Origin of the sequence: Streptomyces lasalocidi (genome assembly GCF_005280215.1) — a bacterium.
In the GTDB taxonomy this organism is placed as follows: domain Bacteria; phylum Actinomycetota; class Actinomycetes; order Streptomycetales; family Streptomycetaceae; genus Streptomyces; species Streptomyces longwoodensis.
The window spans coordinates 2448931-2461087 of sequence record NZ_SZNQ01000001.1 but is presented as its reverse complement, the minus strand read 5'-3'; the positions used below and the strand labels follow the sequence as shown (position 1 = coordinate 2461087).

Here is a 12157-nt window from a genome sequence, read left to right as displayed (position 1 = left end):
GTTCGACGGTTGCTGGGCCGAGGACCGCTACTTGAGCTGACCGGCCGTGTAGAAACCGCCGCCGACCAGGACCTTCTCGTAGTTCGTCTTGTCGACGCTGACCGGCTCCAGCAGGTAGGCCGGGACGACCTTGCTGCCGTTGTCGTAGGTCTTGGTGTCGTTGACCTCGGGCTTCTTGTCGTTGAGCACCGCGTCGACCATGTTCGCGGCGACCTTGGCCAGTTCGCGCAGGTCCTTGTAGACGGTCTGGGTCTGGTCGCCCGCGATGATCGACTTCACCGAGGCCAGCTCGGCGTCCTGGCCGGTGACCACCGGCAGCGGCTTGTTCGCGGAGCCGTAGTTGTCCGACTTCAGCGCGGACAGGATGCCGATGGAGATGCCGTCGTACGGCGAGAGCACCGCGTCGACCTTCTCGCTCTTGTACGACTTGGTGAGGATGTCGTCCATGCGGCGCTGCGCGGTGGCGCCGTCCCAGCGCAGGGTGGTGACCTGGGTGAGCTGCGTCTGCCCGGAGCGGACCACCAGCTTCTTGCTGTCGATGTACGGCTTGAGCACGGTCATCGCGCCGTTGAAGAAGTACTTGGTGTTGTTGTCGTCGTTGGAGCCGGCGAACAGCTCGATGTTGAACGGGCCCTTGCCGCTCTTCAGGCCCAGCTTGTCCACGATGTAGTTGGCCTGGAGCTCGCCGACCTTCTCGTTGTCGAACGACGCGTAGTAGTCGACGTTGGGCGTGCCCAGGATGAGGCGGTCGTAGGCGATGACCGGGATGTCCGCGTCCTTGGCCTGCTGCAGGACGTTGTTCAGCGACTTGTTGTCGATGGCGGCGACGATCAGCGCCTTGACGCCCTGGGTGATCAGGTTCTCGATCTGCGAGACCTGCTGGTCGGGGTCGTCCTCGCCGAAGACCAGTTTGGTCTTGTAGCCCTTGGCCTGGAGGTTCTTGACGACGTTGTTGCCGTCGGCGATCCACCGCTCGGAGGACTTCGTCGGCATCGCGATGCCGATGGTGCCGCCCTTGCCGGACTCCTTGTCCTCCTTGCTGCCGCCCTCCCCGCTCTGACCGCACGCGGTCAGGGTGAGTGCGAGGGAGGCGGCTGCGGCTATGGCGGCGAGGGCGCTTCTGCGAGTGCGCATGGTCATCGTCCCTGTTCTTCTCTTCGTCGAGATGGCTGGCGGGGTCGTCGGCGGACGTGCCCCGGAGGGCGGGGGGAACAGCGCGAGCGGTCCCTGAGGCCCGCTGCCGCGCCGGTCATGCGGTGGCGTCCCCGGTGGGGAACCGGTTCAGGGGCCCCGGCAACCGGGAGCCGAGCGGCGCCATGTCGACGTCCGCGCCGTGCCGGGCGAGCAGGTCCAGGGCGAGCCGGCCGCGCCGCACCCGCTCCCGGGCGGTGTCCAGGGTCACGTCCCGCAGGTGGGTGCCCCAGGGGTAGATGCCGGGCGCCTTGGACAGGCCGAACTTCAGGTACAGCGGGGCGCCGCGCCGGATCAGCTCGGCGACCTCGTACATCCGCACGTAGCCGCCCAGGTCGTCCGGGGCCTCGATGTACATGTCCATCGGGGCGGCCGACACCCGGCGGATCTCGGTGAGGTGGTCCAGCGTCAGGTCGCTGGGCACGTTGACCGAGTCGGCGCCGAGCCGCTCGTACACCGCGTAGCTCGCGGGGTTCACGGGCCCGATGAGCGCCGACACCTTCAGCGTGGTGTCGGCCGGGATGATGCCGGCCTCCCGGGCCCGGTGCAGCGTCCACAGCACGCCCTCGTCGGCCACCAGCAGGCATCTGACGCCCAGTTCGGTGGCGCGCAGGGCGTCCTCGACGCAGCCGGCCACGGCGTCGTGGCCGCGGGCGCGCAGACCTGCCCCCCGCGAGTCGCTGCGCACCGAGCCGCCGATGTCCCAGGTGCCGCGCGGGCCGGTGAACAGGCAGAGCTCGATGTCCCGCGCGGCCGTCGCCTCGACCATCTCGGTGATCTCGGCGTCGGTCAGCATCCACACGCCGCTGCCCTGGCTGATCCGGTGGATCGGCACGTCCAGCCGCGAGGACTCCTTCAGGACGACGGCCAGCGCTTCGGGCCCCTCGCACGAGGGGATCTCGGTGCGCCAGCGGCCGCCTCCGGCGAAGGAGTGGACGGAGGCGTCGGAGGGGTCGGGGGCGGGCGCGCCCAGGCCGAGCGCGGCGAGCGCCTGCTCACCGGGCCTGCGGGCTGCCGTAACGGAAGCGTCGGTCACAAGCTGTCCTTAGTGTTCGAGATGTCGGACGGAGTTCGCGGCTCAAGGCGTGGGGGGCTCGGGTACGCCGGCACGGGAACCGTCAGGTCGTCCCCGAGCCGGCGCACGTCTACGGGCGGAGCAGCACCTTGCCCACCGTCGGATCGCCGGACCCGACCAGCTCGATCGCCTCGGTGAAGCCGGCGAGCGGCAGCTCGTGGGTGACCAGCGGCAGCGGGTCCAGCAGTCCGGCGCCGAACACCCGCACCGTGTGCGACCAGGCGTCCGGCGGTGCCCCGAAGACGGAGTGCACCTCCAGCTGCCGCACGACGAGGTCGGTCGGGTCCAGCCCGTCCGCGCCCGGCGCCGGGATGCCGGTCAGCACCAGCCGCCCGCCGCGGCGCAGCAGCGAGGCGGCGGTGCGGGCGGCGGAGGCCGACCCGGCCGTCTCGATCACCACGTCCAGGTCGTCCGGCAGCTCCTCGTCCCGGGTGCGGAAGTCGCTCGCCCCGAACCGCCGGGACAGCTCCTCCCGGTCCCGGCGCGTGCCCACCACCAGCAGCTCGGCCGGCGAGCCCGCCTTCAGGAACTGCACGGCGAACATCCCGAGCGTGCCCGTGCCCACCACGCCGACCCGCTCGCCCGGCAGGGCGCGCGCCTTCACCGCGGCGGCCGCGACGCACGCGGCGGGCTCCAGCAGGGCGGCCGCGGTCAGGTCCGCGTCGTCCGGCAGGACGTGCAGCAGCCGCGCCGGCAGGGTCAGCGTCGCGGCCATCGCCCCCGGCTGGGTGAACCCGGTCTCCTCGTACCCGTCCGTGCACAGCGTGGTCTCGCCCGCGTGACAGCGGTCGCAGACCTGGCAGTTGCGGAAGCCCTCGCCGACGACCTTGCGGCCCACCAGCGCACCCGGCACCCCCGCACCGACCGCCTCCACCGTGCCCGACCACTCGTGGCCGGGGGTGAGGGGGTAACGGACGTACCCCTCGGGCCGGTTGCCCTGGTACACCTCGCGGTCGCTGCCGCAGATGCCGACCGCGTGCACCCGGACCAGGGCCTCGCCGGGCTCCGGGCGGCGCGGCTCGTGCGGGACGAGCCGGTGCGCGCCGGGTGCGTCGACGACGACGGCCGTGCTCACTGGGTGGCCTTCGGCTTGCGCTGCTCCCAGCCCTCGGCCCACAGGTCGAACCGGGCCTGCTGCTGCGGGAATTCGGCCGCCGCGTCGACGTCCAGCTCGACGCCGAGGCCCGGGGCGTCGGACAGGTGGAAGCAGCCGTCCTCCGGGTCGACCTGCGGGGCGCCCTTGACCACCTTCTTGATCTCCGCGTCCGCGAAGTCGTTGAAGTGCTCCAGGATCTTGAAGTTCGGCGCGGTGAACCCGACCTGGAGGGAGGCGGCGGTCAGCACGGACCCGCCCACGTTGTGCGGCGCGACCAGCATGTAGTGGGTCTCGGCGGTGGCGGCCAGCTTGCGCGTCTCCCAGATGCCGCCGAGGTGGCCGACGTCGGGCTGGATGATGTCCACGGACTGGCTGTCGAACAGCTCGCGGAACTCGATCCGGTCGTGGATGCGTTCACCGGTCGCGACCGGCAGGTCCACCTTGGCGGCGACCTTCTCCAGCGCCTTGAGGTTCTCCGGCGGCACCGGCTCCTCCAGCCAGGCCGGCTTGAACGGGGCCATCTCCTTGGCCAGCCGCACGGCGGTGGCGGGGGAGAAGCGCCCGTGCATCTCCAGCATCAGCTCGGCCTCCGGCCCGATGGCGTCGCGCACGGCCTCGATGAGGGAGACCGCGTACAGCGTCTCCTCGTGGTCCAGCTCGAAGTGCCCGGTGCCGAACGGGTCGATCTTCAGCGCCCGGTACCCGCGCTCCATGACCCCCTGCGCGGCCTTGTGGTACGCCTCCGGGGTCCGCTCGGTGGTGTACCAGCCGTTGGCGTACGCCTTGACCTTGTCGCGGACCTTCCCGCCGAGCAGCTGCCACACCGGCACGCCCAGGGCCTTGCCCTTGATGTCCCAGCAGGCCATCTCGACGACGGCGATGCCGGACATCACGATTTCACCCGCGCGGCCGTAGTCGCCGTACTTCATCCGGCGCACGAGGTCTTCCACGGCGAACGGGTCCGAGCCGAGAATGTGGTTGGCCTCGGCCTCCCGGAGGTAGCCGATCAGCGCGTCGGTGTGGCCCAGCATCCGGGTCTCACCGACCCCCGTGATGCCCTCGTCGGTGTGCACCTGGACGTAGGTCAGGTTCCGCCACGGCGTTCCCACCACGTGGGTGCTGATTCCGGTGATGCGCACGGTGATTGCCCCTCAGCTGTTCGAGATTTCGTCACACGTTCGAAATGCTGGCGTGACAGTAAGGACGGGGCGCGGGGAGTGTCAATGGGTCGAACACACAACGGTTTCGACAGTTTCGACGGCGGCTTTCGGGCCGGTTGGTGGTTTCCTGCGGCTTGGGGGGTGGCTCGCACACGTTCCTGCACCTGAACGGCCGGTCTCCCACACAACTTTCACAGGCGACCCTAGGAACGTCACCCTCCGGGAACTTAGTCTTCCGGCGTCATGGACTACTGCACCCCGTGCCGACGGCACCTGAACGGCGCCCTCGCCTGCCCGGGCTGCGGCGCCCCCGCCGACCGGACCCACGCGTACGCGCGGGCGCCCGAGGGGTACGCGGGCCGGGCACACGAGGGGCAGGTCCACCCGGTCGGCCCCGCCCCCGAGGCCCCGGTGCCCGACGCGCGCGTACCGCACCAGCGGCCCGCACCCGAGGACACCGCGTCCGGGGAGCTCCCCGCGCCCGCCCCGCCCGGCACGGCGGAGGAGCCCTCCGAGAGCGCGTCCGCCCGGCTCAGCCGTCGCGACCGCAAAGCCGCCGTGCACCGCAGGCGCCGTCGCCGCACGGTGCTGATCGTGGCCGGGTTCGTCCTCGCGGCGGGCGGCCTGAGCCTCGCCGAACTCGGCATCGACGCACCGGGTTTCTCCTCGTCCGACCCGGCGGCGGCCGGCGGCGAGTCGGCGGAACTAGACGCCGGCGACAGCCCCTCCCCGGGCGGGTCGGACCGCCCCGAGGACGGCCCCCGCGGCGCCGACGGCACCTCGGCCTCCCCGAGCGCCTCCGCCTCCGCCTCGGCGTCGGCCTCGCCCTCCGCGTCGGCCAGTACGTCGGCGTCCCCGTCCGGCAGTACCAGCCCGGACCCCCAGTCGGCGACGGCCCCCGGCACGGTCCCGGTCACCCCCGGCACGGACCCGGACCAGGGCACGGACCCCGCCCCCGACCCCACCCCCACCACCGCACCGCCCACCGCGGACCCCACCCCGAAGCCGTCACCGTCCCCGACGAAGACCTGCGACCGCTTCCTGTGGTGGTGCACGTAGCACTGCCGCACCCGGCGCCGCTGATGCGCACGCACCCGCGCGGCGCCATCCTGGACGCATGACCGGGGGAGAGCGCCGCCACGACGTCTGGGCGGCCGGTGACGCCTACGAGCGCTACATGGGCCGCTGGAGCCGCCTGGTGGCGGACGTGTTCCTGGGCCGGCTGGCCCCGGCGCCCGGGCTGAGCTGGATCGACGTGGGATGCGGCACCGGAGCCCTCGCGCACGCGGCCGCCGCCCGCTGTGCCCCACGCGCCGTGCTGGGCGTCGACCGCTCCGAGGGGTTCGTGGCCACCGCGGCCCGTGCGGCGGCCGAGGGCACCAGGTTCGTGGTCGCCGACGCCACCGCCCTGCCGGTCCGCGGTGCTTCGCACGACGTGGCGGTCAGCGGCCTCGCCCTCAACTTCCTGCCCGAACCGGCCGACGCCGTACGGGAGTCGGTCCGGGCCGTCCGCCCCGGCGGCCTGGTGGCGGCGTACGTCTGGGACTACGCCGGGGGCATGGACGTCCTGCGCGCCTTCTGGGCGGCGGCCGAGGAGGTGGACCCGGACGCGGCGGCCCTCGACGAGTCCCGTCGCTTCCCGCTGTGCCGCCCGGGGACGTTGGGCGCGCTGTGGACGGAGGCGGGGCTGGTGGACGTCTCCACCCGGCCGGTCGTCGTGCCCACGGTGTTCACCGGCCTCGACGACCTGTGGACGCCCTTCCTCGCGGGCCAGGGCCCGGCCCCCGGCTACCTCGCCGCCGCTCCGCCCGCCGTCCGCGACCGCGTGCGAGAGGCGCTGGCGGCCCGGCTGCCGGTGGCCGGCGACGGCTCGGTGACTCTCCGCGCCCGCGCCTGGGCCGTCGAGGGGCGCAGGCCGTAGCACCCGCGGACCGAAGCACGCGGACCGAAGCACGCGCCGGCCGCGGCAGCACGCGTGGTGTGCGGGTGCGATGGCCTCACGACTCCAACATGCGGCTCAACAGGTCGCGCAGGGCGAGGCGTTCGTCGTCGGCCAGGGCGGCCAGGGGTTCGCGGGCGAAGCGCAGGGACTCACGCAGGTCGCGGGCCACGCGGCGGCCCTCGTCCGTGGCGGCGGCGAGCTTGACGCGCCGGTCCGCCGGGTCGGGGCGGCGCTCGACCAGGCCCCGCGCCTCCAGGCGGTCGACGATCCCGGTGACGTTGGACGGCTCGCACTTGAGCCGGTGGGCCAGCTTGCGCATCGGCAGCGGCTCCAGCGAGAGCAGGCCGAGCAGCTTGGCCTGGGCGCCGGTGAGGGCGTGCTCGGCCGCCGCCTCCTCGTAGTCCGCGTGGTAGCGCGCGACGACCTCGGCGATCAGCTCGACGACCTCCAGGCTCACGGGGTCGGGGCGGCGCGTCCGGTGGGGTGTGGCCATGTCCACCAGGGTACCCGTTTGCTTGACATCCTGAAATATTCAGTCGCATGGTTGTTTCAGGTACTGAACTAAATGGAAGGGCTCCACCCATGATCAACCGCGAATGGCACCTGCTCAGCCGCCCCGTCGGCTGGCCGAAGCCCGAGGACTTCGCCCTGGTCGAGGCCGAGGTCCCCACCCCGGGCGAGGGCCAGGTGCTGGTACGGAACGCCTACCTCTCGGTGGACCCGTACATGCGCGGGAGGATGTCGGCGGCCAAGTCCTACGTCGCCCCCTTCGAGCTCGGCAAGGCCATGCAGGGCGGCGCCGTCGGCGAGGTCGTGGCCTCCAACGCCGAGGGCATCGAGGTCGGCGACCACGTCCTGCACTTCCTCGGCTGGCGCGAGTACGCCGTCGTCCGCGCGGAGAACGCCGTCAAGGTCGACCCGGCCGCCGCGCCCCTGTCCGCCTACCTCGGCGTCCTCGGCATGACCGGCCTCACCGCCTACGCCGGCCTGCTGCGCACCGCCGCCTTCACGGAGGGCGACGCGGTCTTCGTCTCCGGCGCGGCCGGCGCCGTCGGCAGCCAGGTGGGGCAGATCGCCAAGCTCAAGGGCGCCTCCCGGGTCATCGGGTCGGCCGGCTCCGACGACAAGGTCAAGCTGCTGGTCGAGGAGTACGGCTTCGACGCCGCGTTCAACTACAAGGACGGCAAGGTGAGCGAGCAGCTGCGGGCCGCCGCTCCCGACGGCGTGGACGTCTACTTCGACAACGTCGGCGGCGACCACCTGGAGGCGGCCATCGGCTCGCTGAACCAGGGCGGCCGGATCGCGGTCTGCGGCATGATCTCCGTCTACAACAACACCGAGCCCGCCCCCGGCCCGCGCAACCTCGCCCGGCTGATCCAGACGCGCGGCCGGATCGAGGGCTTCCTGGTCGGCGACCACTACGACCTCCAGCCGCAGTTCGTCGCCGAGGTGGGCCCCTGGGTGGCCTCCGGAGAGCTCAAGTACCGCGAGACGGTGGTCGAGGGCATCGAGAACAACCTCGAGGCGTTCCTCGGCGTCCTGCGCGGCGACAACACCGGGAAGATGATCGTCAAGCTGTAGGGCTTCCCGGGTCCCTCGGCCTTCCCTGCGGTTTCCGGTATGCGGTAACTTCTTTCCGAAACCCGTCGGCGATCGTGGGCGCGAGTCGCGGCGGACCGACACGAAGGACACCCGCATGCCGATCACCGAGTCCGACGTCCTCTACACCGCCGTCGCCACCGCCGAGAACGGCCGCGACGGCCGGGTCGCCACGGACGACGGCAGGCTCGACGTCGTCGTCAACCCGCCCGTCGAGATGGGCGGCAGCGGCGCCGGGACCAACCCGGAGCAGCTGTTCGCCGCCGGGTACAGCGCCTGCTTCCAGGGCGCGCTCGCCGTCGTCGCCCGGCAGGAGGGCGCCGACGTCTCCGGCTCCACGGTCACCGCGCGGGTCGGCATCGGCAGGAACGACGAGGGCTTCGGGCTGATCGTGCGGATCTCGGCCGACATCCCGGGCGTCGACGCCGAGACGGCGGCGGCCCTCGTGAAGAAGGCCCACGAGGTCTGCCCCTACTCCCGGGCGACCCGCGGGAACATCACCGTCACCCTCGGCTGACGGACGCCGGGGCGCGGTCGCCCGACCCGCCCCGGCGCACCCCGCCGGCCACGGGGCCGGCCACCGGGCCGGTCACCGGGCCGGTCACCGGGTCAGGGCCGCCGTGTGGACGGCCCTGACCAGGCGCCCGTTCTCCGGCGCCGCGCCGCCCGGGAAGGCGAACCGGCGCCGGGTGTAGCCGTAGGCCAGCCCGCTGCGCGGGTCGGCGAAGCCCTGGCTGCCGGCCGCGCCGCTGTGCCCGAACGCCCCCGCGCCCAGGAACGGGTACCAGGTGTCGGCGGTCGCCTGGAAGCCCAGGCCGTACGACTTGTGGCCGCGGGCCACCAGGTCGTAGCCGGCCGCGTGGATCTGGCCGAACTCCGCCACCGTGTCCTCCTTCAGCAGCGGCGCCTTGCCGTCCAGCTCGCTGAGCGCGGCCGCGTACATGTCGGCCAGGCCGCGTGCGGAGGCCACCCCGCCCGCCGACGCCGGGCCCTTGGCCCGCACCGCCGGGTCGTTGGGCAGCAGCTCCAGGTCGGTCGGGGCCTCGACGTGCCGGTTGAAGGCGATCGCGGCCAGCGTGTGCGGGCCCTGCGGCAGCGCGTCCAGCAGCGCCTGCTGCTTCGGCGTGGGCGCCATCGGCTGCGTCGGGCGGAACCGCGGCTCGTGGACCGCGGACAGGCCCAGGTGGAAGTCCAGCCCGTGCGGCGCCCGGACGCGCTCCTCGTACACCTCCTGCAGCGTGCGGCCGGTGGCACGACGCACCACCTCACCGGTCAACGCCCCGATCACCAGGGCGTGGTAGCCGAACGCCGTGCCCGGACGCCAGAACGGCCGCTGGTCCGCGAGGCGCTCGGCGATCTGGCGGTCGTCGGCGAGTTCCGCCAGGGAGAAGCCCGTGTCCGTGCCGATCAGGCCCGCCCGGTGGGCCAGCAGCTCGCGCAGGGTCAGCTGCCCCTTGCCCTCCGCCGCGAACTCCGGCCAGTAGTAGGTCACTTTGCGGTCCAGCTCCAGCGTGCCGTCCTGCACCAGGAGCGCCACCACCAGGTGGGCCGCGCCCTTGGTGGAGGAGAACACCCCGTACAGCGCGTCGGGCCCCGCCCCCTCGCCGGCCCACAGGTCCACCACCCGCCGGCCGTGCACGTACGCGCACACCTGGCCCTCGTAGTCCGGCCGTTCCGTCGCCACGAACGTGGCGAACTCCTCGCGCACCGCCTCGAACCCCTCGGCGACCGTGCCCTGGACCGTTTGCGTCGTCATCCCGCTCTCCTCACCCACGACCCGTGTGTGCCAGTGTCTCCTGCGTCACAGCCTGTACCCCGGAGATCGGTACGGCGGGGCGCACCCCTTCGACTCAACTGCGGCGGCAGGTGGTCGGTGTCGCCCCTGCCCCGGATGGCGTAGGACCGGACGGGTGTGCCCCCGCGCCCGGGGGGAGCGCACGCGGGCCCGCACAGGCGATCGAACGCCCGATAGAGTTCCGGCATGCGCGATCTCGGGGTGGGTTTCCGCTATCTCCTGCGGGGCCAGAAGTGGGTGGGCCGGCACGGCAGGCAGTACGGGTTCGGCCTGCTGCCGGGCCTGATCACGCTGGTCCTCTACGTCGGCGCGCTCCTCGCGCTCGGCGTGTGGGGCGACGACCTGGTGACCTGGGCGACGCCGTTCGCCGACGACTGGTCCGGCCCCTGGGCCGGGCTGTTCCGCGGCTTCCTGACCGCCGTGCTGTTCGCCCTCGGACTGCTCCTCGCCGTCGTCACCTTCACCGCCGTGACCCTGCTGGTCGGCCAGCCCTTCTACGAGAGCCTGTCGGAGGCCGTCGACCGGGACGTCTCGCCCGACGGCACCGCGCCCGAGTCGGGGCTGCCGCTCTGGCGCGAGCTGTGGGTCTCGGCGCGGGACAGCCTGCGGATCGTGGTGCGGGCCGCGCTGTGGGGCGTGCTGCTGTTCGCCGCCGGGTTCATCCCGTTCGTCGGGCAGACGGCGGTCCCGGTGATCGGCTTCTTCGTCACCGGCTTCTTCCTCACCGAGGAGCTCACCGCGGTCGCCCTCCAGCGCCGCGGGGTCGAACTGCGGGCCCGGCTCGCGCTGCTGCGCTCCCGCCGGACCCTGGTCTGGGGCTTCGGCACGCCGCTCGCGGTGGCGTTCGTGGTGCCGTTCGTCGCGGTGTTCCTGATGCCGGGCGCGGTCGCGGGCGCCACGCTGATGGCCCGCGACCTGCTGGGCGAGGAGGACCGGACGGACGGCGAGGACACCGACGACGAGCAGACGGCGGAGGGCATCACCGCCTGACCGGGCCGGCGGCGGCCACCGCCACCGCCAGCACCGAGCGGACCTGGGCGACGATGTCCAGGCGGTTGCGGACGAACTCCGGGTCGGTGACCGTGCCGGTCGCCGGATCGGTGTTGCCGGCGCCGAACTGGAGGACCGGGGTGTGCAAATGCCCGCCGGGCAGGCGGTCGTGCAGCCCGAGGCGGTCGCGCAGCAGGGTGACGCGGTAGGCGATCTCGTTGGAGAGGTAGTTGCCGCCGCCCCCGGCGCGCGCCGTCGACCCCGGGGTCGGGCCGTCGGGGCGCACCACGGCCTCCGTGCCCCCGGCGGAGACCTCGGTCACGCTCGTGTTGTCGTACACCGGGAAGCGGCCCGTGGCCGCGGCCGTGATCGCCCCGTACGGCAGGGTCGTCGACGTCCACTGCGGCTGGGACGCCGGGTCGGTGACCGGGACGGCCTCCGCCCGGCCGGTGTTCTGGTTGTCCGGGGAGCCGCCCCGCCAGGCCCCGTTGGTCCGCTCGACGTCGAAGCGGCCGACGCGGCCCTGGCTCACCGTGGTGAACAGGTCGGCACGCGGCAGGTACGGGCGCAGCGCCCGCTCGACGGTGCCCCGCGTGAAGTCCTCCCAGCGCACCGGGAACACGACCGTCTCGACGCGCGCCGGCCCGGCCGCGGTGTGGATCACCGTGCCGTCCAGCGCGAGGGCCGCCGCCCCGGAGGGGTTGGAGGTGCGGACGTCCCGGTCCAGCGTGAACGGGTCGAACCCGGTGACCAGGACGCGCCGGACGCCCTTGCCGCCCCCGCCCAGGTTCACGTCCGTCTGGCCCCGCGAGGTGCGCTCCAACTGGTCCAGCAGCGCGGCCCGCCGGGCGTCCGACAGGGCGAAGTCGGGCTGCCAGGTGCGCAGGTGCCGGGTCATCGCCAGCCGTGCCCAGTACAGCGGCCGGTCGTCGTCCCGGCTCAGGTCACCGCCCGCCGGACCGTGCCCCTGCGCCCGGTCCACGGCCCGCCGCCACAGCGCCGTCCCCTCCTCCCCGACGACCCGGCGGGCCCGTGCCGGTGAGGGGGCGTCCGCCAGTCGCCGGGCGAACCGCTCGGCCAGGGCGTCGAATCCGGACCGCGCCAGGATCTCCCGCGGGACGGCCCGGTCGAGCCGCTGCTCCTCGACGGTGGGGGCGGCCGCGGTGGCGGCGGTGGCCGTCGGCGCGGTGAGGGCGGCGGCCAGGGTGAGCCCGACGGCGAGGGCGCCGGTGCGCAGGCGTATGAGGGCCATGGGGGGAGGGGTCCTTCCGTCGCAGTGGGGTGCGTGCGGGACGGCGGAAGTATCCCG

The 12157-nt window shown here is 73.2% G+C and carries 12 protein-coding genes; 5 read left to right on the top strand and 7 right to left on the bottom strand.

Annotation, left to right across the window (positions count from 1 at the left end):
• Positions 1 to 27: 27 nt before the first annotated feature.
• The 4 genes from chvE to E4U91_RS11035 all read right to left on the bottom strand — a co-directional run bounded on the left by chvE (position 28) and on the right by E4U91_RS11035 (position 4501).
• Complete coding sequence (chvE, locus tag E4U91_RS11050) at positions 28 to 1134, bottom strand: multiple monosaccharide ABC transporter substrate-binding protein (protein WP_137306694.1); 1107 nt, start codon at positions 1132 to 1134, stop codon at positions 28 to 30.
• 115 nt (positions 1135 to 1249) lie between these two features.
• Positions 1250 to 2227, bottom strand: coding sequence for a hypothetical protein (locus E4U91_RS11045; protein ID WP_137306693.1), 978 nt, complete (start codon positions 2225 to 2227; stop codon positions 1250 to 1252).
• A gap of 109 nt (positions 2228 to 2336) precedes the next feature.
• On the bottom strand, positions 2337 to 3341 hold the full coding sequence (locus E4U91_RS11040; RefSeq protein WP_137306692.1) for a zinc-dependent alcohol dehydrogenase: 1005 nt from the start codon (positions 3339 to 3341) through the stop codon (positions 2337 to 2339).
• The gene (locus E4U91_RS11035; RefSeq protein ID WP_137306691.1) at positions 3338 to 4501 is read right to left on the bottom strand and encodes a mandelate racemase/muconate lactonizing enzyme family protein; all 1164 of its coding nucleotides are present in this window, start codon (positions 4499 to 4501) and stop codon (positions 3338 to 3340) included. Before E4U91_RS11035 ends, E4U91_RS11040 begins: the two co-directional genes overlap by 4 nt.
• Before the next feature lie 264 nt (positions 4502 to 4765).
• Between E4U91_RS11035 and E4U91_RS11025 the strand changes: the two genes are divergently transcribed.
• Together E4U91_RS11025 and E4U91_RS11020 are read left to right on the top strand one after the other, a co-directional pair.
• Positions 4766 to 5581, top strand: coding sequence for an SCO2400 family protein (locus E4U91_RS11025; RefSeq protein ID WP_168218027.1), 816 nt, complete (start codon positions 4766 to 4768; stop codon positions 5579 to 5581).
• A 58-nt stretch (positions 5582 to 5639) separates the two neighbouring features.
• Positions 5640 to 6443: a class I SAM-dependent methyltransferase gene (locus E4U91_RS11020; RefSeq protein WP_137306688.1), complete on the top strand. Its 804-nt coding sequence runs from the start codon at positions 5640 to 5642 to the stop codon at positions 6441 to 6443.
• 76 nt (positions 6444 to 6519) lie between these two features.
• Here E4U91_RS11020 and E4U91_RS11015 read toward each other — a convergent pair whose 3' ends face one another.
• Entirely contained in the window at positions 6520 to 6957 is a 438-nt protein-coding gene (locus E4U91_RS11015) for a MarR family winged helix-turn-helix transcriptional regulator (RefSeq protein ID WP_137306687.1), read from the bottom strand.
• A gap of 89 nt (positions 6958 to 7046) precedes the next feature.
• On the opposite strand from E4U91_RS11015, the gene E4U91_RS11010 reads away from it, so the two are divergent.
• Both E4U91_RS11010 and E4U91_RS11005 read left to right on the top strand, forming a co-directional pair.
• Positions 7047 to 8045, top strand: a complete 999-nt coding sequence (locus E4U91_RS11010; protein WP_137306686.1) for an NADP-dependent oxidoreductase — start codon at positions 7047 to 7049, stop codon at positions 8043 to 8045.
• Between the two features lie 115 nt (positions 8046 to 8160).
• On the top strand, positions 8161 to 8580 hold the full coding sequence (locus E4U91_RS11005; RefSeq protein ID WP_137306685.1) for an organic hydroperoxide resistance protein: 420 nt from the start codon (positions 8161 to 8163) through the stop codon (positions 8578 to 8580).
• 84 nt (positions 8581 to 8664) lie between these two features.
• Here the strand turns inward: E4U91_RS11005 and E4U91_RS11000 are convergent, their stop codons facing one another.
• A complete protein-coding gene (locus E4U91_RS11000) occupies positions 8665 to 9819 on the bottom strand; it encodes a serine hydrolase domain-containing protein (protein WP_137306684.1) in 1155 nt (384 codons plus the stop codon).
• 225 nt (positions 9820 to 10044) lie between these two features.
• Between E4U91_RS11000 and E4U91_RS10995 the strand changes: the two genes are divergently transcribed.
• The gene (locus E4U91_RS10995; protein ID WP_137306683.1) at positions 10045 to 10848 is read left to right on the top strand and encodes an EI24 domain-containing protein; all 804 of its coding nucleotides are present in this window, start codon (positions 10045 to 10047) and stop codon (positions 10846 to 10848) included.
• Here E4U91_RS10995 and E4U91_RS10990 read toward each other — a convergent pair.
• A complete protein-coding gene (locus E4U91_RS10990) occupies positions 10838 to 12100 on the bottom strand; it encodes a pyroglutamyl-peptidase I (protein WP_137306682.1) in 1263 nt (420 codons plus the stop codon). The genes E4U91_RS10995 and E4U91_RS10990 overlap by 11 nt on opposite strands.
• Positions 12101 to 12157: the final 57 nt, after the last annotated feature.

Coding starts and splice junctions, on each gene's coding strand:
- chvE (WP_137306694.1), bottom strand. CDS start 1,134: ATGCGCACTCGCAGAAGCGCCCTCGCCGCCATAGCCGCAGCCGCCTCC.
- E4U91_RS11025 (WP_168218027.1), top strand. CDS start 4,766: ATGGACTACTGCACCCCGTGCCGACGGCACCTGAACGGCGCCCTCGCC.
- E4U91_RS11020 (WP_137306688.1), top strand. CDS start 5,640: ATGACCGGGGGAGAGCGCCGCCACGACGTCTGGGCGGCCGGTGACGCC.
- E4U91_RS11015 (WP_137306687.1), bottom strand. CDS start 6,957: ATGGCCACACCCCACCGGACGCGCCGCCCCGACCCCGTGAGCCTGGAG.
- E4U91_RS11010 (WP_137306686.1), top strand. CDS start 7,047: ATGATCAACCGCGAATGGCACCTGCTCAGCCGCCCCGTCGGCTGGCCG.
- E4U91_RS11005 (WP_137306685.1), top strand. CDS start 8,161: ATGCCGATCACCGAGTCCGACGTCCTCTACACCGCCGTCGCCACCGCC.
- E4U91_RS11000 (WP_137306684.1), bottom strand. CDS start 9,819: ATGACGACGCAAACGGTCCAGGGCACGGTCGCCGAGGGGTTCGAGGCG.
- E4U91_RS10995 (WP_137306683.1), top strand. CDS start 10,045: ATGCGCGATCTCGGGGTGGGTTTCCGCTATCTCCTGCGGGGCCAGAAG.
- E4U91_RS10990 (WP_137306682.1), bottom strand. CDS start 12,100: ATGGCCCTCATACGCCTGCGCACCGGCGCCCTCGCCGTCGGGCTCACC.